Raw genomic sequence first — 18,195 nt, forward strand, 5'->3', positions numbered from 1 at the left:
GGCCATGGGCCTGCATTTGAATCAAGGCGACGACGAGCTCGTCGAGAACCACGAAATCAACGTCACGCCGTTTATCGACGTGATGCTGGTGCTGCTGATCATCTTCATGGTGGCAGCACCCTTGGCCACGGTGGACATCAAGGTTGACCTCCCCGCCTCCAGCGCGAAACCCGCGCCGCGGCCGGAGAAACCGGTGTTCCTCAGCGTCAAGGCTGACCAGCGCCTGTTCCTGGGCGAAGAAGAAGTCAAATCCGAAACCCTGGGTGCGGTGCTCGACGCGCGGACCCAGGGCAAGAAAGACACGACGATCTTCTTCCAAGCCGACAAAGGCGTGGACTACGGCGACCTGATGAGCGTGATGGATGCCCTGCGGGCGGCCGGCTACCTCAAGGTCGGTCTGGTCGGACTTGAGACGGCAGCCAAAAAATGATCACGACGCGCCACAAACTGACGCGTTATGGCACCAGCCTCGCCGTCGTGCTGGGCGTCCACGCCGTCGCGATCATCCTCGCGTACCAATGGTCGGCACCCCATATGGTGCAGTTGCCACCAGCGGCCATGGTCATCGACCTGGCGCCGATGCCGGCACCACCGCCTCCGGCCCCGCCGAAGGTGGTGACGCCGCCGCAACCGCCGGCGCCGGTGGAAGAATTGCCCTTGCCGAAACTGGCCGAGGCACCCAAGCCGACGATTTCCGTGCCCAAGCCGGTCAAGCCAAAGCCCAAGCCGCAGCCGCCCAAGCCTGAGAAAAAGGTCGAGCAGCCCAAGGAGAAACCTTCCGAGGACCCGCCGAGCGAAAGCCCTCAGAACAACGCGCCTTCGGAAAAGTCGGCCCAACCGCAACCCGGCCCTTCGCCGGCGCAAGTCGCGGCCAAGGCCACCTGGGAAAGCACGCTGCTCGGTCACCTGGCGAAATACAAGAAGTACCCGCCAGGCGCCCAGGCCCGTGGCAAGGAAGGCTTGAACCGCTTGCGGTTCGTGGTGGATGCTGAAGGCAAGGTGCTGTCTTATGAACTGGTGGGCCGTTCCGGCAACGCCGACCTGGACCGCGCCACCCTGGAGATGATCCGTCGTGCCCAGCCGCTGCCCAAGCCACCGGCCGACATGTTGAAAAACGGCAGCATCGAAATCGTTGCGCCGTTTGTCTACAACATCGAGAAGCGTCGCCGCTAACCCCTGTGGGAGCGGGCTTGCCCGCGATGACGGTGTAACAGTCAACATCCACAATGACTGACACACCGCCATCGCGAACAAGCCCACCCCCACACAAAGCCGCCAACGCCATTAAGCAAAATCCCCCGCACAAACCGCTCAATCCCCAATCTAGTTCTGATAACGTGCGCCTATCGATTGCAGCCGGTATGCTTGGCCCGCAACCTCATGGACGCCCGCTATGACTCTTACAGAATTACGCTACATCGTGACCCTCGCCCAAGAGCAACACTTCGGCCATGCCGCCGAACGTTGCCATGTCAGCCAGCCGACGCTGTCGGTGGGTGTGAAGAAGCTTGAAGACGAACTCGGTGTGCTGATTTTCGAGCGCAGCAAGAGCGCCGTGCGCCTCACTCCGGTAGGCGAAGGCATTGTGGCCCAGGCCCAGAAGGTACTGGAGCAGGCCCAGAGCATTCGTGAGCTGGCCCAGGCCGGCAAGAACCAGCTGACTGCCCCGCTGAAAGTCGGCGCGATCTACACCGTCGGCCCGTACCTGTTCCCACACCTGATCCCGCAACTGCATCGCGTTGCGCCGCAGATGCCGCTGTATATCGAGGAAAACTTCACCCACGTACTGCGCGACAAACTGCGCAACGGTGAGTTGGACGCGATCATCATCGCCCTGCCGTTCAACGAAGCCGACGTGCTGACGTTGCCACTCTATGACGAGCCGTTCTACGTGCTGATGCCCGCCTCCCACCCGTGGACGCAAAAAGACACGATCGACGCCGGCCTGCTCAACGACAAGAGCCTGCTGCTGCTCGGTGAAGGCCATTGCTTCCGCGACCAGGTGCTGGAAGCCTGCCCGACCCTGACCAAGGGCAACGACGGCGCCAAGCACACCACGGTGGAATCCAGCTCCCTGGAGACCATCCGCCATATGGTGGCGTCTGGCCTGGGCATCTCGATCCTGCCGCTGTCGGCCGTGGACAGCCATCACTATGCAGCCGGCGTGATCGAAGTGCGTCCGCTCACCCCGCCCGTGCCGTTCCGCACCGTGGCGATTGCCTGGCGTGCCAGTTTCCCGCGCCCGAAAGCGATTGATATCCTCGCCGACTCGATCCGCCTGTGCTCGGTGGCCAAGCCGCCCGCTGCGAGCTAAGCCTTGTATGACTGAGCTGTCGCAGGTGTCGGTGACGGCACTCAAGGGTGTCGGTGAAGCCATGGCCGAGAAGCTGGCCAAGGTCGGCCTGGAAAACCTCCAGGACGTGCTCTTTCACCTGCCCCTGCGCTATCAGGACCGCACCCGCGTAGTGCCCATCGGCCATCTGCGCCCCGGGCAGGACGCGGTGGTCGAAGGCACCGTCAGCGGTGCCGATGTAGTGATGGGCAAGCGCCGCAGCCTGGTGGTGCGCCTGCAGGACGGCACCGGTGGCCTGAGCCTGCGCTTCTACCATTTCAGCAACGCGCAAAAGGAAGGCCTCAAGCGCGGCACTCGCGTGCGTTGCTACGGTGAAGCGCGCCCGGGCGCCTCGGGCCTGGAAATCTACCATCCGGAATACCGCGCCATTACCGGCGACGAACCGCCGCCGGTAGACACCACCCTCACTCCCATCTACCCGCTCACCGAGGGCCTGACGCAACAGCGCCTGCGCCAGCTGTGCATGCAGACCCTGACCCTGCTCGGCCCGCAGAGCCTGCCCGATTGGCTGCCGCAGGAGCTGGCCCGTGACTACCAGTTGGCGCCCCTGGCGGATGCGATTCGCTATCTGCACCATCCACCGGCCGATGCCGATGTCGATGAGCTGGCCCTGGGTCATCACTGGGCCCAGCATCGCCTGGCCTTTGAAGAGTTGCTGACCCACCAATTGTCCCAGCAACGCCTGCGCGAAAGCATGCGCTCCCTGCGTGCGCCAGCGATGCCCAAAGCCACGCGCCTGCCCGCGCAATACCTGGCCAACCTCGGCTTTGCGCCGACCGGCGCGCAGCAGCGGGTAGGCAACGAAATTGCCTACGACCTGAGTCAGAAAGAACCAATGCTGCGCCTGATCCAAGGCGATGTCGGTGCTGGCAAGACCGTGGTCGCGGCCCTGGCCGCGCTGCAGGCCCTGGAGGCCGGCTACCAGGTGGCGTTGATGGCACCGACCGAGATCCTCGCCGAGCAGCACTTCATCACCTTCAAGCGCTGGCTCGAACCCCTGGGCCTGGAAGTGGCATGGTTGGCGGGCAAGCTCAAGGGCAAGAACCGCACTGCCGCCCTGGAGCAGATCGCCGCTGGCGCCCCGATGGTGGTAGGTACCCACGCGCTGTTCCAGGACGAAGTGAAATTCAAGAACCTGGCCCTGGTGATCATCGACGAACAGCACCGCTTTGGCGTGCAGCAACGCCTGGCCCTGCGCGAAAAGGGCGTGGGCGGGCGGATGAATCCGCACCAGTTGATCATGACGGCCACCCCGATCCCACGCACATTGGCCATGAGTGCCTACGCCGACCTCGACACCTCGATCCTCGACGAGCTGCCGCCCGGCCGCACCCCGGTCAACACCGTATTGGTCACCGACACCCGCCGCGTCGAAGTCATCGAGCGCGTGCGCGGCGCCTGCGCCGAGGGGCGCCAGGCGTATTGGGTATGCACGCTGATCGAAGAGTCCGAAGAACTGACCTGCCAGGCGGCCGAAACCACCTACGAAGACCTCACCAGCGCCCTGGGCGAGCTCAAGGTCGGGCTGATCCACGGGCGCATGAAGCCTGCGGAAAAAGCTGCAGTGATGGCCGAGTTCAAGGCCGGCAACCTGCAATTGCTGGTCGCCACCACAGTCATCGAAGTCGGCGTGGATGTGCCCAACGCCAGCCTGATGATCATCGAAAACCCCGAGCGCCTGGGCCTGGCGCAACTGCACCAGCTACGCGGTCGTGTCGGCCGGGGCAGTGCCGCCAGCCACTGTGTGCTGCTCTACCATCCGCCGCTGTCGCAGATTGGCCGCCAGCGCCTGGGGATCATGCGCGAGACCAACGACGGCTTCGTGATCGCCGAAAAAGACCTGGAACTGCGCGGCCCCGGCGAAATGCTCGGCACCCGCCAGACCGGCCTGCTGCAATTTAAAGTGGCCGACCTGATGCGCGACGCCGACCTGCTGCCCGCCGTGCGCGACGCCGCCCAGGCCCTGCTGGAACGCTGGCCGCACCACGTCAGCCCGCTGCTGGATCGCTGGCTGCGCCACGGCCAGCAATACGGCCAGGTCTGACAGACCGCCGATAGCCGACACCATCACAAACCGCAGTTAGACACCCCCCCGCCGAACCAAGCTGGTTATACTCCAAGCAAATGTAGGAAATTGGATCCGGCCATGTCAGAAGTTGCCCACGCCACAGCCCCGCCGACCGCACCCTCGGTCATTCGGGACCTGCTCGCGAAACTCGCCATCAGCTACACGGAAGTCACCGAACACCCCGGCCTTAACCCGGCCCGAAAGGTTCAAGCGGTACTGCTCGATGACGCGGTGGGCGCCCTGATGGTGCTGTTCCCCCAGAGCCAGTTGCTGGATCTCAATCGCCTTACCGAACTGACCGGGCGCAACCTCACCGCCGTCGCACCGGAGCGCCTGGAGCGCATGCTCGGCAAACACAGCCTGAGCCTGCTGCCCGGCCTGCCGCCGTTGACCAGCTCGCCATGCCTGTATGAAGAATGCCTGCTGCGCGAGCCGACCCTGCTGGTGCACTCGGGCGAAGCCACGGTGCTGCTGGAAATCGCCAGCGATGACTTCAAGCGCATGCTGAGCAAAGCCAGCGCCGCCAACTTCGGCGAGCCCTTGAGCAGCATCCGGCCCAACTTCGATCGCCCTAACGATGACCGCGACGAAATCTCCCAGGCCATGCAGGCGTTTACCGCCCGCCGCATCCAGCAAAGGCTGGAAGCCACCATCGAGATTCCGCCGCTGGCCGACACCGCGCAGAAGATCATCAAGCTGCGGGTTGACCCGAACGCCACCATCGACGACATCACCGGCGTGGTCGAGACCGACCCGGCCCTGGCCGCCCAAGTGGTGAGCTGGGCGGCATCGCCGTACTACGCCTCGCCGGGCAAGATCCGTTCGGTAGAGGATGCGATTGTGCGCGTGCTGGGCTTCGACCTGGTGATCAACCTGGCCCTGGGCCTGGCGCTGGGCAAGACCCTGAGCCTGCCCAAGGACCATCCGCAACAGGCCACGCCCTACTGGCACCAGTCGATCTACACCGCTGCGGTGATCGAAGGCCTGACCCGCGCCATGCCCCGCGCCCAGCGTCCGGAAGCCGGCCTGACCTACCTGGCGGGCCTGCTGCACAACTTTGGTTACCTGTTACTGGCCCACGTCTTCCCACCGCACTTCTCGCTGATCTGCCGGCACCTGGAGGTCAACCCGCACCTGTGCCACAGCTATATCGAGCAGCACTTGCTGGGCATCAGCCGCGAACAGATCGGCGCCTGGCTGATGCGTTACTGGGATATGCCGCAAGAGCTGTCCACGGCCCTGCGCTTCCAGCACGACCCGAGCTACGACGGCCAATACGCCGAATACCCGAACCTGGTATGCCTGGCGGTGCGTTTGCTGCGCGGGCGGGGGATTGGCTCCGGGCCTGAGGCCGAGATTCCGGACGAGCTGCTGGAGCGCCTGGGTCTGAGCCGCGACAAGGCCGAGGACGTGGTGAGCAAGGTGCTCGATGCTGAGGTGTTGTTGCGCGAACTGGCGTCGCAGTTCAGCCAGGGGTAAAGCTGGTGCCTGTTGTACCGCTATCGCAGGCAAGCCAGCTCCCACATTTGACCGAGTTCCAACGTTGGAATGCACTCAAAATGTGGGAGCTGGCTTGCCTGCGATGAATGCAACTCGGTCTTTCAGGCCTTCTTTTTCTTCGGCTTCAAATACTTGGTCAAGCCCTGGAACCACATCACCAGGGCCGGGTTGCCCTTGATCTGGATCGACTTGTCCTGAATCCCCGTCATAAACGCCAGTTGCTTGTTCTTCGCCTGCATCGTGGCGAAGCCATAGGCGGCGTCTTTGAAGGCGATGGCGAACGCAGGCTCCGGGTGTACACCCGAGCGACTGGTGATGCGCTGGTCTTTGACGATGAAGTGGCGGGCGACCTTGCCGTCGAGGGTCTGCAGCTGGAATGCCAGGTCTTTGTCACCCAACTGCTGCTGGAACGCGGGGTTGTTGCGGCTGGCTTTGGCCATCATCAGGCCCAGCACCCACAGGAGAAAACGAAATTTCATGCACACGGCCTCAGTGTAATTATTGGGTGGCCGCAGCAGTTTAACGATTTGCGCGCGGAACGCCACCGATCTCCCGCGTTAGCCGGAGATCGGCTGGCGTTTACCGCTTATAGCAACAACTTGGCTCAAACGTCAGGGCAACGCATCCGTGCCCACTCGGTCACTCCAAGCGCCACCCACACAAGCGTCGTGGCCCAAGAACGCGCCCCAACAAAAATGGGCACCCGACCCAGTCGGCGTGCCCATTTTTCATACCTCCACGCCTCCCTTCGAGGCGGTGCCGCGCTTACGGGTTGACGCTGTCTTTAAGCGACTTGCCCGGTTTGAACGCTACGGTGTTGCTCGCCTTGATTTTCACCGGCTCGCCGGTTTGCGGGTTTTTGCCGGTGCGGGCGCCACGGTGGCGCTGCAGGAAGGTGCCGAAACCAACCAGGGTGACGCTGTCCTTGCGGTGCAAGGCGCCAGTGATTTCTTCAAGAACGGCGTTGAGGACGCGGTTGGCCTGTTCTTTGGTCAGGTCTGCTTTTTCTGCAATGGCGGCTGCGAGTTCTGGTTTACGCATAGGTGAAGCCTCTTTGACGGTTTTTTGTTGTTATGTCCGTGCTGCTCTCTGCTGGAGCAGCGCCAAGGCGCCGCAGGCTCTACTCTGCGGCAGACGGGAGTGAGGATGGCATGCCATTGGTGCCTGCGCCAGTCTCGCGGCGACCTTTCTAGAGGGAAAAAGGTGCTTATTCCGACAGAACGACCAGCATTTACGCCAGCAGAGGCGGAAGTTCCTTATTCAGGGCCAGTTTTTCCATGACTGCCGTACCGGTAAGCGCATAGCCCAGCAGGCGACCGCTGGCATCGCGGCACAAGGCCTTGATGTCGCCGCCCTGCCCTTCGACACTCCACACGCCTTCAGTGCCCCGTGGCGGTGGTGAGACCACCAGTGGGCACGCCGGGGTTTTCACCGTGACCGGCATCGGCCCGTAGTTGACCGCCGTGGCGTTGCCCGCCAGGGTCTGGGCCAGGGCGCGGGCGCAGCTCATCAGGGGCATGACGTACAACAGGTTCAGGCCATCGACCTCGGCGCAGTCGCCCAGGGCGTAGATATTGGCGTGGGAGGTCTTGAGGTGGCGGTCGACCATGATCCCACGGCTGATTTGCAGGCCGGCCGCAGCCGCCAGGTCCACCCGGGGGCGCAGGCCGATGGCGGAAACCACAAGGTCGCAGTCAATCACCGTGCCGTCGGACAGGTGGGCTTCCAGGCCGTCAGCCGTGCGTTGCAGGCGGTTAAGCACCGGACCCAGGTGGAAGCGTGCGCCCAGGCCTTCCAACCCGGCCTGCACCGCTGCAGCCGCCGCCGGGTGCAGCAGGGTCGGCATGACTTGCTCGCACGGTGCCACCAGGTCGATGGTGTAGCCGCCCAGGATCAGGTCGTTGGCAAATTCACAGCCGATCAGGCCCGCACCCAATAGCAACACCCGGCGCTTGCCAACAGCGGCGTGGCGAAAGCGCGCGTAGTCTTCCAGGTCGTTGATCGGGAAAATCAATTCAGCGGCATCGCCCTCGACGGGCACCTGCACAGTCTGGGCTCCCCAGGCCAGGATCAGGTCGCGGTAGGCCACCGCCTCCTCGCCGATCCACAGGCGCTTATGCCCAGGGTCGATCCCACTGATTCGGGTATGGGTGCGCACCTCGGCCTTGAGTTGCTCGGCCATGGCGCCAGGGGTCGCCATGCTCAGGCCATCGGCATCCTTGTTTTTGCCAAAACCGGTGGAGAGCATGGGCTTGGAGTAGGAACGCCCATCATCCGCGGTGATCAGCAACAGCGGGGTTTCGCTGTCGAGCTTGCGAAACTCCCGAGCCAGGTTGTAACCGGCCAAGCCCGTACCGATGATCACGACAGGTGCGCTCATTCCATTCTCCTTGTAGTGCGTTTCTTAAATTCAGCGAATCAACCGATTTCGATCATTTCAAAATCCATTTTGCCGACGCCGCAGTCCGGGCACAGCCAGTCTTCCGGGACGTCCTGCCACAGGGTACCTGGGGCGATCCCGTCATCCGGCCAACCGTCCTTCTCGTCATAGATCAGGCCACAGACTACACATTGCCACTTCTTCATTACTTGCTTCCTCAGGGTCCAGGCTTACTGGCCGACGGTCGATAGATCCAGCATTGCCGTGCGGCTCAGGGCGTTTTGTACTGATCGGGGCGCCCAGATGCAAGCATGTTCGACCCAATGTCCCGGCACACGCCGGCAACAATCCAGGCTGCCATGGTAAGCTCGGCGCCTCATTAACTGCCAATAATGACTCCCCGTGCCGCATTCGATTGCCGTTCCCGATGCCTGCCAATGGCTGAACCAGAGCCTTCTGCGCCCTCTGCCCGCCCCCCCTGCCCTTGACTGGCTGTTCGATGAAGGCTCGCTGACCCGCCGCCTGACGCACCTGTCCAACGATGGTTTCAGTGTTACGCCGCTGTACGAAGGCTGGCAGCCCCTGCGAGACGACGAATGCGCCGCCCTCGACCTGCCAGCGGCCAGTATTGGCTGGGTACGCGAGGTGTATTTGCGCGGTCACGGCCAGGCCTGGGTGTTCGCCCGCAGCGTGGCGGCGCGCAGTGCCTTGCAGGGCGATGGCTTGCATATGGATGAGTTGGGCAGTCGCTCCCTGGGCGAGTTGCTGTTTTGTGACCAGGCCTTCACCCGCCAGGCCATCGAGGTCTGCCACTACCCACGCGCCTGGCTGCCGCAGGCCGATCAGGCCAATGGCTTGTGGGCGCGGCGCTCGCGCTTTGATCGCGGCGCGTTGAGCGTGTTGGTGGCGGAAGTGTTCCTGCCGAGCCTGTGGCAAGCCGTGCAGCAATCTGCGGAGGATTGCTGATGTACCAGCGCCTGCTCCAATCCCTGAACCGCTTGAACCCACGGGCCTGGGACTTTGTGCAACTGACGCGGATGGACAAGCCCATCGGCATCTATCTGCTACTGTGGCCCACCCTGTGGGCACTGTGGATTGCCGGCAAGGGCTCGCCATCGTTGAGCAATATCGTGATTTTTGTGTTGGGCGTGACCCTGACCCGGGCGGCGGGCTGCGTGATCAATGACTGGGCTGACCGCAAGGTCGACGGCCATGTGAAGCGCACCGCGCAACGCCCGTTGGCCAGCGGCAAGATCAGCTCCAAAGAGGCCCTGGTGTTCTTTGCGGTGCTGATGGCCATCAGCTTTTTGCTGGTGCTGCTGACCAATGCCGCCACCATCTGGCTGTCCCTGGGCGGCCTGGCCCTGGCCGTCAGCTACCCCTTCATGAAGCGCTACACCTATTACCCGCAAGTGGTGCTCGGCGCGGCGTTTTCCTGGGGCATGCCCATGGCGTTTACCGCCGAGACCGGCAGCCTGCCGGCCATTGCGTGGCTGCTGTATATCGCCAACCTGCTGTGGACCGTGGCCTACGACACCTACTACGCCATGACCGACCGCGATGACGATCTGAAAATCGGCGTCAAATCCACCGCGATCCTGTTTGGCGATGCCGACCGGATCATCATCCTTACCTTGCAGGGGCTGGCGCTGCTTTGCCTGCTACTGGCGGGCTCACGCTTCGAACTGGGCGGCTGGTTCCACCTGGGGCTGGTGGCGGCGGCGGGGTGTTTTGCCTGGGAGTTCTGGTACACCCGGGATCGGGACCGGTTGAAGTGCTTCAAGGCGTTTTTGCACAACCATTGGGCAGGGTTGGCGATTTTTCTCGGGATTGTGGCCGACTACGCCTTCCGATAATGCCCTGTAGCTTGTAGGAGCCGGCTTGCCGGCGATGAGGCCAGCAGCCCTGCGGTGATTTCAGGGCCGCCATCGCCGGCAAGCCGGCTCCTACAGGGGAGTTTAGGGCTTGGCGACCTTCCAGGCGCCGTCCATTTTGCCGTCGCCGGTCGCATCGCCGGCCTTCTTGTCGGCGATGAAGGTATACAGCGGCTTGCCGTCATAGGCCCATTGGCTGGTGTTGTCGTCACGGGTGATGACGGTCCACTTGCCCATCGGTTTATCGGTGGACTCGGCCTTCAACGGCGGCCAGTTGGTGGCGCACTTGTCGTTGCAGTTGGACTTGCCGTCGGCATCCTTGGCAAAGGTATAGAGCGCCATGCCCTTGTGGTCCACCAACATCCCGTCTTTAGTCATGGCTGGGTCCGCCGCGACAGCCAGTGTCGGCAGCGTCAACGCCGCCGTGACCAGCAGGGCTTTCCAGGAAAAAATACCTTGAGTCATCAGAACCTTCCTTTTGCGGTTGTCAGGATTCGGACTCAAAGCGTAGTTCAGGACTAGGCCGATTGCGCAGGCCAGTAAAATACTGTCACACGACTGCAATAATTCCGTTATCTAATGCGGCGCAAGACAGTTAAATGACAAGAGGACTTAGCATGGTTGGCAGGAGCATTCTGATCGTTGACGACGAAGCGCCCATTCGCGAAATGATCGCCGTTGCGTTGGAAATGGCCGGCTATGACTGCCTGGAGGCAGAGAACTCCCAGCAGGCCCACGCCATTATCGTCGACCGCAAGCCGGACCTGATCCTGCTGGACTGGATGCTGCCCGGCACCTCTGGCATCGAGCTGGCCCGGCGCCTCAAGCGCGATGAGCTGACCGGGGATATCCCGATCATCATGCTCACCGCCAAGGGCGAAGAGGACAACAAGATCCAGGGCCTGGAAGTGGGCGCCGATGACTACATCACCAAGCCGTTTTCCCCACGGGAACTCGTTGCACGTCTGAAGGCCGTGCTGCGCCGCGCCGGCCCGACCGATGGCGAGGCGCCGATTGAAGTCGGCGGCCTGCTGCTGGACCCGATCAGCCACCGCGTGACCATCGACGGCAAGCCTGCCGAAATGGGCCCCACCGAATACCGCCTGTTGCAGTTCTTCATGACCCACCAGGAACGCGCCTATACCCGTGGGCAATTGCTGGACCAGGTGTGGGGCGGCAATGTGTATGTCGAGGAACGCACCGTGGACGTGCACATCCGCCGCCTGCGCAAAGCCTTGGGCGATGCCTACGAGAATCTGGTACAAACCGTGCGCGGTACCGGCTATCGGTTTTCCACCAAAGGCTGAGCCAGCCCTTCCCAGACTTAACAGCCGACAAGGACGCATGTTCAAGTGAACCAAAACTGGCATGGCACCCTGATCCGCCACATGCTCCTGCTGGTCACCGGCTGCCTGTTGGTGGGCCTGATCAGCGGTTACTACGGCTGGAGCCTGGCCATTGGCCTGGGTCTCTACCTGGGCTGGACCCTCAAGCAATTGCTGCGCCTGCACGAGTGGCTGCGCCAGCACAAACCCGATGAAGCACCACCCGACGGCTACGGCCTGTGGGGCGAGGTGTTCGACAGCATCTATCACCTGCAACGCCGCGACCAGCGGGTGCGGGGCCGCCTGCAAGCGGTGATCGACCGGGTCCAGGAGTCGACGGCCGCGCTCAAGGACGCGGTGATCATGCTCGACAGCGACGGCAACCTGGAATGGTGGAACCGCGCCGCCGAGACCCTGCTGGGCCTCAAGACGCCCCAGGACAGCGGCCAGCCGGTGACCAACCTGGTACGCCATCCGCGTTTCAAGGAATACTTCGAGCAGGATAACTACGAGGAAGCCCTGGAAATCCCGTCGCCCACCAACGACCGGGTGCGCATCCAGCTGTACCTCACGCGCTATGGCAACAATGAACACTTGATGCTGGTGCGCGACGTCACCCGCATCCATCAGTTGGAACAGATGCGCAAGGATTTCGTCGCCAACGTCTCCCACGAATTGCGTACGCCGCTGACGGTGATCTGTGGCTACCTGGAGACGCTGCTGGACAACGTAGAAGGCGTCAACCCGCGCTGGAATCGTGCCTTGCAGCAGATGCAGCAACAGGGCTCACGCATGCAGACCCTGCTCAACGACCTGCTGCTGCTGGCCAAGCTGGAAGCCACCGACTACCCCTCGGACAACCACCCCGTGGCCGTACAGAGCCTGCTGCAGACCATCAAAAACGATGCCCAGGCCCTGTCCGGCGAGCGCGGCCAGATCATTACCCTGGAAGCCGACCCGTCGGTGCTGCTCAAGGGCAGCGAGGGCGAATTGCGCAGTGCTTTTTCCAACCTGGTGTTCAACGCCGTGAAGTACACCCAGGACAAAGGCACGATCCGCATCCGCTGGTGGGCCGATCAGCAGGGGGCGCACCTGAGCGTGCAGGATTCGGGGATTGGTATCGACAGTAAACACCTGCCACGCCTGACCGAGCGTTTCTACCGCGTCGACTCCAGCCGCAACTCCAACACCGGCGGTACGGGGCTGGGCTTGGCGATCGTCAAGCACGTGCTGTTGCGCCATCGGGCCCGCCTGGAAATCAGCAGCGTCCTGGGCCATGGCAGCACCTTTACCTGCCACTTTGCGCCGACGCAGGTCAGTCGTTCGCAAGCAATCGCGACGAAGGATTAATCTGAAAATAACCCCCACCCTCCTGTGGGAGCTGGCTTGCCTGCGATAGCATCACCTCGGTGCATCTGTAAGACCTAGGCGCCTGCATCGCAGGCAAGCCAGCTCCCACATAAGCCCAATGCAGCAGGCATTCACGGATCCACCCGGCAGCCGCCACTAGGCAAGCGCCCCTTCAGCCGCTACATTGCCTGACTTGTGCCCGCCCTTGAGGCACAGCCATCACCCCTTTTTGAATACACGGAACCCGCAAAACCCCATCATGGACCCTTCCCCTGGTATCACCCTCGCGACACTCTTCGCCGATTTCGGCATGATTCTTTTTGCACTGATCCTGGTACTGCTCAACGGTTTCTTCGTTGCGGCGGAATTTGCCATGGTCAAACTGCGCTCCACCCGGGTCGAGGCCATCGCCCACACCAACGGCTGGCGCGGGCAGATCCTGCGCACCGTACACAGCCAGCTCGACGCGTATCTGTCGGCCTGTCAGTTGGGTATCACCCTCGCCTCCCTGGGCTTGGGCTGGGTCGGTGAGCCGGCTTTTGCGCACATCCTGGAGCCGTTGCTGGGGGCCATGGGCGTCGAGTCGCCTGAAGTCATCAAGGGCGTGTCGTTCTTCGCCGCCTTCTTCGTGATTTCCTACCTGCACATCGTGGTCGGTGAACTGGCGCCCAAGTCCTGGGCCATTCGCAAGCCCGAGCTGCTGTCGCTGTGGACGGCGGTGCCGTTGTACCTGTTCTACTGGGCGATGTACCCGGCAATCTACCTGCTCAACGCCAGCGCCAACGCGATCCTGCGCATCGCCGGCCAGGGCGAGCCCGGCCCCCATCACGAGCACCATTACAGCCGCGAAGAACTCAAGCTGATCCTGCACTCCAGCCGTGGCCAGGACCCAAGCGACCAAGGCATGCGCGTGCTGGCCTCGGCCGTGGAAATGGGCGAGCTGGAAGTAGTGGACTGGGCCAACTCGCGGGAAGACCTGGTGACCCTGGACTTCAACGCGCCGCTCAAGGAAATCCTCGCGCTGTTCCGCCGCCACAAATTCAGTCGCTACCCGGTGTACGACCCGGTGCGTGGTGAGTTTGTCGGCCTGCTGCACATCAAGGATCTGCTGCTGGAGCTGGCGGCCCTGGATCATATTCCCGAGTCGTTCAACCTGGCCGAGCTGACCCGCCCGCTGGAGCGCGTGTCGCGGCACATGCCGCTGTCGCAATTGCTCGAACAGTTCCGCAAGGGCGGCGCGCACTTTGCCCTGGTAGAGGAAGCCGACGGCAACATCATCGGCTACCTGACCATGGAAGACGTGCTGGAAGTGCTGGTGGGCGATATCCAGGACGAACACCGCAAGGCCGAGCGCGGCATCCTCGCCTACCAGCCGGGCAAACTGCTGGTGCGTGGTGACACGCCGCTGTTCAAGATCGAGCGCCTGCTGGGCATCGACCTGGACCACATCGAGGCCGAAACCCTCGCTGGCTTGATCTACGACACCCTCAACCGGGTGCCGGAAGAGGAAGAAGTGCTGGAAGTGGAGGGCCTGCGGATCATCATCAAGAAGATGAAAGGCCCGAAAATCGTGCTGGCCAAGGTCCTGATGCTCGACTAGAGCACACCCCCTGTAGGAGCGAGCTTGCTCGCGAAGGACGTTAACGATAACGCTGGGATCCTGACACCCGGCAGCGCCCTCAGGTTTTTCGCGAGCAAGCTCGCTCCTACAAAAGCCTTACCGCGTGCCCGACGCAAAGTTGGGCAAGGCCTGTACCGGCTGCGTGAACTCATATGGAATCGACACCCAACCCGCCCCCGTATCGCGCTGCACCACAAAATGCAGGTGTGGCCCGCTGCTGTTGCCGGTATTGCCCGACTGCCCCAGCGGGCTACCCACCCCCACGTGCTGCCCATCCCTGACGCTGACCGACCCTTGCTTGAGGTGCAGATACACACCCTGGGTGCCGTCATCGTGCAACACCCGCACGAAGTTGCCCGACGGGTCACTGCCGCGCCCGGATTGGTTGTTCTCGGTCTTCACCACCAAGCCGCCCCGCGCAGCGATGATCGGCGTGCCCTCGGGCATGGCGATATCCATGGCGTAGCGACTCTTGACGTCAGAATGACTGAACGTGCCGCCAGGCCCCTGGGTCAGGCGGAAAGGCCCGCCACGCCAGGGCAAGGGGTAGCGCTGGAACTGCGCCGGCCGCAAGTTGCGCCGCGGCTGGGGATCAAGCACCTGGCGCTTCACCGGTACCACCCGCCGTTCCTGGAACACAAACGCCTGGGCGCCGGGGGTCTTCTGCTCGCTGAAAAACACCACGCCACGGGCATCGGTGGAACGATAGAGGGTCATGGCCAGGGTCGATGAAGCGACCGCGCACAGGCCACAAAACAACATAAAACGCACAAGCATCGGATAAACCTGCCGGGTATGACTGAACGGCAGGCTAGCAAGGGTTCATGACACTGTTGTGTGGACCGACGCCCCTGTAGGAGCCGGCTTGCCGGCGATGGCGGTTTATCAGTCACCGCGCCACGCCATCGCTGGCAAGCCAGCATCTACAGGGATCAGGGGGTTGGTTCAGGCACCCGGCACAAAATGCTTCTGCGCGGTACCCCGGGCAATCAGCCGGGAGATGTAGTCCAGCTTCTGCGCGTCCTGGTCGATAAAGCGGAAGGTCAGTTGCAGCCAGTCGCTGTCGGGGCGTGGTTCATAGGCGACGATGGCGTGCAGGTAGCCGTTGAGGCGGGCGGTTTCGGCGTTCTCGCCTTGTTCAAGGTCAAGCACAGCACTTTCCAGCACTTGCGGCAGGACGTCGCCACGGCGCACCACCAGCAGCGCCTCCTTGATGCTCAGGCCCTTGATCACACATTGCTGGGTGCCACTGGACAGGCGCAATTGGCCCTGGCCGCGACCGCTGGCGGCCGAGGGGGCGGCGGTGGACTGAACGGGCGGGCTGTTGAGCAGGCCTTTGCTCGGCGCGGCCACCGGGGCGGGCTTGACCGCTTCGGGCTTGCCACCGGTCAGGGCGCTGAGGGAGTCGTTGCCGAAAGCCGAGTTCATCTTGGTCGGCGCACTGGCCAGCAAGGCGTCGAGGCGACCGATCTTATTCAGGGCCTGCTTGACCTTGTTCAGCAACTGTTCGTTGGTGAACGGCTTGCTGACATAGCCGGAGACGCCGGCCTGGATGGCCTGGACCACGTTTTCCTTGTCGCCACGGCTGGTGACCATGACAAACGGCATGGACTTGAGCTGTGGCTGCTCACGGCACCAGGTCAACAGTTCCAGGCCAGACATTTCCGGCATTTCCCAGTCGCACAGCACCATGTCGAAGGTTTCGCGCATCAGGATGGCCTGGGCCTTTTTGCCGTTCACCGCATCTTCAATCTTGATACCGGGGAAGTAGTTACGCAGGCACTTCTTCACCAGGTCGCGAATAAACGAGGCGTCATCCACCACCAATACACTGACTTTACTCATCGACCCTTCATCCTCTCAAAACCCCGGCAAGCAAAACGCTTAACTGATGGCATTTTGCCAAAAACTCGTCAGTCACGCCGGGACTTTATGGCTGCCCGCAGCGCAAAACTCATACGCCACAAACGCAAACGCCCGACCAGAGGCCGGGCGTTTATTTCTCGGGCAATCTTACTTATCGTCAGATTCGGCCGGAACATTAGGGATTTGATCGGCCGTGCCTTCAACTTCGGCTTTCATGCGCTTGAGGCCCATGTGCCGTACGTCGGTGCCGCGTACCAGGTAAATGACCAATTCCGAGATATTGCGCGCGTGGTCGCCGATCCGCTCCAGGGAGCGCAGCACCCAGATGATGCTCAATACCCGCGAGATGGAGCGCGGATCTTCCATCATGTAGGTCGCCAGCTCACGCAGGGCGGTCTTGTACTCGCGGTCGATGATCTTGTCGTACTGGGCCACCGACAACGCCAGGTCGGCGTCAAAGCGGGCAAACGCATCCAGCGCATCGCGCACCATGTTGCGCACCTGGTCGCCGATGTGACGCACTTCGACGTAACCGCGCGGCGCTTCGCCTTCTTCGCACAACTGGATGGCGCGACGGGCGATCTTGGTGGCTTCATCGCCGATGCGCTCCAGGTCGATCACCGACTTGGAAATGCTGATGATCAGCCGCAGGTCGGAGGCCGCCGGCTGGCGACGAGCGAGGATGCGCAGGCATTCCTCGTCGATGTTGCGCTCCATCTGGTTGATCTGGTCGTCGATCTCGCGCACTTGCTGGGCCAGGCCCGAGTCGGCCTCGATCAGCGCGGTCACCGCGTCGTTGACTTGCTTCTCCACCAGCCCGCCCATGGCCAGGAGGTGGCTGCGCACTTCCTCAAGCTCGGCGTTGAATTGCGCGGAGATGTGGTGGGTAAGGCCTTCTTTGCTAATCATGTTGGCGTCCTTGGAGCGTCCGGTAAGGTGCGGAGAACCGCAGCGTCAGTGCAATAAAAACCACAGCTTCCTAGCCGTAGCGACCGGTGATGTAGTCTTCGGTCTGCTTCTTCGCCGGATTGGTGAACAGGGTGTCGGTATCGCCGAACTCCACCAGTTTGCCCATGTACATGAACGCGGTGTAGTCGGAAACCCGCGCCGCCTGTTGCATGTTGTGGGTCACGATGACGATGGTGAACTTGGACTTGAGCTCGTAGATCAGCTCTTCGACTTTCAGCGTCGAGATCGGGTCGAGTGCCGAGCACGGTTCGTCGAGCAGCAGCACTTCCGGCTCCACGGCGATGGTCCGGGCAATCACCAGACGCTGCTGCTGGCCGCCGGACAGGCCGAGGGCCGATTCGTGCAGGCGGTCCTTGACCTCGTCCCACAGCGCCGCGCCCTTGAGGGCCCACTCCACCGCTTCGTCGAGGATGCGCTTCTTGTTGATGCCCTGGATCCGCAGGCCATAGACCACGTTTTCGTAGATGGTCTTGGGGAACGGGTTAGGCTTCTGGAACACCATGCCCACCCGGCGACGCAGCTCGGCCACGTCTTCGCCCTTGCGGTAGATGTTGCTGCCGTAGAGGTTGATCGCGCCTTCCACACGGCAACCGTCCACCAGGTCGTTCATGCGGTTGAAGGTGCGCAACAGCGTGGACTTGCCGCAACCCGACGGGCCGATAAAGGCGGTCACGCGCTGCTTGGGGATGTTCATGCTGACGTCGAACAGGGCCTGCTTCTCACCGTAGTACAGGCTCAGGCCCGGGACTTCGATGGCCACGGTTTCTTCGGCCAGGCTCAGGCTCTGCTTGTCGCGACCCAGGGCTGACATGTTGATGCCGTGGGAATGGGTTTCATGTTGCATGGGATGCTCCCTGTGCTACCAATTCGTTTCGTTGAACCGCCGGAG

The 18,195-nt window shown here is 62.5% G+C and carries 19 protein-coding genes; 10 read left to right on the top strand and 9 right to left on the bottom strand.

Annotated features, from left to right (window positions below; all coding sequences use genetic code 11):
* Nucleotides 1-4 precede the first annotated feature (4 nt).
* From exbD to ACSSVH_RS25820, 5 genes are all read left to right on the top strand, one after another.
* Nucleotides 5-430 (top strand): TonB system transport protein ExbD, encoded by a 426-nt coding sequence (exbD, locus tag ACSSVH_RS25800; protein ID WP_029289838.1) that lies wholly within the window; start codon nucleotides 5-7, stop codon nucleotides 428-430.
* Nucleotides 427-1,173 (top strand): TonB family protein, encoded by a 747-nt coding sequence (locus tag ACSSVH_RS25805; protein ID WP_169955421.1) that lies wholly within the window; start codon nucleotides 427-429, stop codon nucleotides 1,171-1,173. The genes exbD and ACSSVH_RS25805 overlap by 4 nt, the downstream gene beginning before the upstream one ends.
* A 220-nt stretch (nucleotides 1,174-1,393) precedes the next feature.
* Complete coding sequence (locus ACSSVH_RS25810) at nucleotides 1,394-2,314, top strand: hydrogen peroxide-inducible genes activator (RefSeq protein WP_169955422.1); 921 nt, start codon at nucleotides 1,394-1,396, stop codon at nucleotides 2,312-2,314.
* Nucleotides 2,315-2,321: 7 nt separating this feature from the next.
* Nucleotides 2,322-4,397 (top strand): ATP-dependent DNA helicase RecG, encoded by a 2,076-nt coding sequence (gene recG / locus ACSSVH_RS25815; RefSeq protein WP_057961010.1) that lies wholly within the window; start codon nucleotides 2,322-2,324, stop codon nucleotides 4,395-4,397.
* Between the two features lie 102 nt (nucleotides 4,398-4,499).
* Nucleotides 4,500-5,900: an aminoacyl-tRNA deacylase and HDOD domain-containing protein gene (locus ACSSVH_RS25820; protein ID WP_170058893.1), complete on the top strand. Its 1,401-nt coding sequence runs from the start codon at nucleotides 4,500-4,502 to the stop codon at nucleotides 5,898-5,900.
* 122 nt (nucleotides 5,901-6,022) lie between these two features.
* Here ACSSVH_RS25820 and ACSSVH_RS25825 read toward each other — a convergent pair whose 3' ends face one another.
* From ACSSVH_RS25825 to ACSSVH_RS25840, 4 genes are all read right to left on the bottom strand, one after another.
* Nucleotides 6,023-6,400: a hypothetical protein gene (locus ACSSVH_RS25825; protein ID WP_029289848.1), complete on the bottom strand. Its 378-nt coding sequence runs from the start codon at nucleotides 6,398-6,400 to the stop codon at nucleotides 6,023-6,025.
* Nucleotides 6,401-6,686: 286 nt separating this feature from the next.
* On the bottom strand, nucleotides 6,687-6,962 hold the full coding sequence (locus ACSSVH_RS25830; protein WP_003213368.1) for an HU family DNA-binding protein: 276 nt from the start codon (nucleotides 6,960-6,962) through the stop codon (nucleotides 6,687-6,689).
* A gap of 190 nt (nucleotides 6,963-7,152) precedes the next feature.
* Complete coding sequence (locus tag ACSSVH_RS25835; protein ID WP_169955424.1) at nucleotides 7,153-8,301, bottom strand: NAD(P)/FAD-dependent oxidoreductase; 1,149 nt, start codon at nucleotides 8,299-8,301, stop codon at nucleotides 7,153-7,155.
* Nucleotides 8,302-8,339: 38 nt separating this feature from the next.
* On the bottom strand, nucleotides 8,340-8,507 hold the full coding sequence (locus tag ACSSVH_RS25840) for a rubredoxin (RefSeq protein ID WP_003213373.1): 168 nt from the start codon (nucleotides 8,505-8,507) through the stop codon (nucleotides 8,340-8,342).
* A 196-nt stretch (nucleotides 8,508-8,703) separates the two neighbouring features.
* On the opposite strand from ACSSVH_RS25840, the gene ACSSVH_RS25845 reads away from it, so the two are divergent.
* Together ACSSVH_RS25845 and ubiA are read left to right on the top strand one after the other, a co-directional pair.
* Nucleotides 8,704-9,267: a chorismate lyase gene (locus ACSSVH_RS25845; RefSeq protein WP_169955425.1), complete on the top strand. Its 564-nt coding sequence runs from the start codon at nucleotides 8,704-8,706 to the stop codon at nucleotides 9,265-9,267.
* A complete protein-coding gene (gene ubiA / locus ACSSVH_RS25850) occupies nucleotides 9,267-10,157 on the top strand; it encodes a 4-hydroxybenzoate octaprenyltransferase (RefSeq protein ID WP_169955426.1) in 891 nt (296 codons plus the stop codon). Before ACSSVH_RS25845 ends, ubiA begins: the two co-directional genes overlap by 1 nt.
* Before the next feature lie 102 nt (nucleotides 10,158-10,259).
* Here ubiA and ACSSVH_RS25855 read toward each other — a convergent pair whose 3' ends face one another.
* Nucleotides 10,260-10,640: a COG4315 family predicted lipoprotein gene (locus ACSSVH_RS25855; RefSeq protein WP_169955427.1), complete on the bottom strand. Its 381-nt coding sequence runs from the start codon at nucleotides 10,638-10,640 to the stop codon at nucleotides 10,260-10,262.
* A 152-nt stretch (nucleotides 10,641-10,792) separates the two neighbouring features.
* Here ACSSVH_RS25855 and phoB point away from each other — a divergent pair, with 152 nt between their 5' ends.
* From phoB to ACSSVH_RS25870, 3 genes are all read left to right on the top strand, one after another.
* Nucleotides 10,793-11,482, top strand: coding sequence for a phosphate regulon transcriptional regulator PhoB (phoB, locus tag ACSSVH_RS25860; RefSeq protein WP_003176964.1), 690 nt, complete (start codon nucleotides 10,793-10,795; stop codon nucleotides 11,480-11,482).
* An 81-nt stretch (nucleotides 11,483-11,563) separates the two neighbouring features.
* A complete protein-coding gene (gene phoR / locus ACSSVH_RS25865) occupies nucleotides 11,564-12,850 on the top strand; it encodes a phosphate regulon sensor histidine kinase PhoR (protein ID WP_178121202.1) in 1,287 nt (428 codons plus the stop codon).
* Nucleotides 12,851-13,109: 259 nt separating this feature from the next.
* The gene (locus ACSSVH_RS25870; protein ID WP_029289929.1) at nucleotides 13,110-14,450 is read left to right on the top strand and encodes a hemolysin family protein; all 1,341 of its coding nucleotides are present in this window, start codon (nucleotides 13,110-13,112) and stop codon (nucleotides 14,448-14,450) included.
* Between the two features lie 117 nt (nucleotides 14,451-14,567).
* Here the strand turns inward: ACSSVH_RS25870 and ACSSVH_RS25875 are convergent, their stop codons facing one another.
* From ACSSVH_RS25875 to pstB, 4 genes are all read right to left on the bottom strand, one after another.
* Nucleotides 14,568-15,248 carry a M23 family metallopeptidase gene (locus ACSSVH_RS25875; RefSeq protein WP_492633888.1) on the bottom strand — a complete coding sequence of 227 codons (681 nt, stop codon included), beginning with the start codon at nucleotides 15,246-15,248 and terminating at the stop codon, nucleotides 14,568-14,570.
* A gap of 168 nt (nucleotides 15,249-15,416) precedes the next feature.
* Nucleotides 15,417-16,316, bottom strand: a complete 900-nt coding sequence (locus ACSSVH_RS25880) for a response regulator (RefSeq protein WP_169955430.1) — start codon at nucleotides 16,314-16,316, stop codon at nucleotides 15,417-15,419.
* A gap of 168 nt (nucleotides 16,317-16,484) precedes the next feature.
* Nucleotides 16,485-17,246, bottom strand: a complete 762-nt coding sequence (phoU, locus tag ACSSVH_RS25885; RefSeq protein ID WP_057961181.1) for a phosphate signaling complex protein PhoU — start codon at nucleotides 17,244-17,246, stop codon at nucleotides 16,485-16,487.
* Nucleotides 17,247-17,316: 70 nt separating this feature from the next.
* Entirely contained in the window at nucleotides 17,317-18,150 is an 834-nt protein-coding gene (gene pstB, locus ACSSVH_RS25890) for a phosphate ABC transporter ATP-binding protein PstB (RefSeq protein ID WP_029289934.1), read from the bottom strand.
* Nucleotides 18,151-18,195: the final 45 nt, after the last annotated feature.

The organism is Pseudomonas sp. HC1(2025), assembly GCF_058742075.1.

Bases quoted from the DNA above. Each gene is read 5' to 3' on its own strand.
- ACSSVH_RS25830 (WP_003213368.1), bottom strand. From the start codon at position 6,962: ATGCGTAAACCAGAACTCGCAGCCGCCATTGCAGAAAAAGCAGACCTG.
- ubiA (WP_169955426.1), top strand. From the start codon at position 9,267: ATGTACCAGCGCCTGCTCCAATCCCTGAACCGCTTGAACCCACGGGCC.
- ACSSVH_RS25805 (WP_169955421.1), top strand. From the start codon at position 427: ATGATCACGACGCGCCACAAACTGACGCGTTATGGCACCAGCCTCGCC.
- ACSSVH_RS25840 (WP_003213373.1), bottom strand. From the start codon at position 8,507: ATGAAGAAGTGGCAATGTGTAGTCTGTGGCCTGATCTATGACGAGAAG.
- recG (WP_057961010.1), top strand. From the start codon at position 2,322: ATGACTGAGCTGTCGCAGGTGTCGGTGACGGCACTCAAGGGTGTCGGT.
- ACSSVH_RS25820 (WP_170058893.1), top strand. From the start codon at position 4,500: ATGTCAGAAGTTGCCCACGCCACAGCCCCGCCGACCGCACCCTCGGTC.
- phoR (WP_178121202.1), top strand. From the start codon at position 11,564: ATGCTCCTGCTGGTCACCGGCTGCCTGTTGGTGGGCCTGATCAGCGGT.
- ACSSVH_RS25875 (WP_492633888.1), bottom strand. From the start codon at position 15,248: ATGCTTGTGCGTTTTATGTTGTTTTGTGGCCTGTGCGCGGTCGCTTCA.
- pstB (WP_029289934.1), bottom strand. From the start codon at position 18,150: ATGCAACATGAAACCCATTCCCACGGCATCAACATGTCAGCCCTGGGT.
- ACSSVH_RS25810 (WP_169955422.1), top strand. From the start codon at position 1,394: ATGACTCTTACAGAATTACGCTACATCGTGACCCTCGCCCAAGAGCAA.
- phoU (WP_057961181.1), bottom strand. From the start codon at position 17,246: ATGATTAGCAAAGAAGGCCTTACCCACCACATCTCCGCGCAATTCAAC.
- ACSSVH_RS25825 (WP_029289848.1), bottom strand. From the start codon at position 6,400: ATGAAATTTCGTTTTCTCCTGTGGGTGCTGGGCCTGATGATGGCCAAA.
- ACSSVH_RS25870 (WP_029289929.1), top strand. From the start codon at position 13,110: ATGGACCCTTCCCCTGGTATCACCCTCGCGACACTCTTCGCCGATTTC.
- phoB (WP_003176964.1), top strand. From the start codon at position 10,793: ATGGTTGGCAGGAGCATTCTGATCGTTGACGACGAAGCGCCCATTCGC.
- ACSSVH_RS25880 (WP_169955430.1), bottom strand. From the start codon at position 16,316: ATGAGTAAAGTCAGTGTATTGGTGGTGGATGACGCCTCGTTTATTCGC.
- ACSSVH_RS25835 (WP_169955424.1), bottom strand. From the start codon at position 8,301: ATGAGCGCACCTGTCGTGATCATCGGTACGGGCTTGGCCGGTTACAAC.
- exbD (WP_029289838.1), top strand. From the start codon at position 5: ATGGGCCTGCATTTGAATCAAGGCGACGACGAGCTCGTCGAGAACCAC.
- ACSSVH_RS25855 (WP_169955427.1), bottom strand. From the start codon at position 10,640: ATGACTCAAGGTATTTTTTCCTGGAAAGCCCTGCTGGTCACGGCGGCG.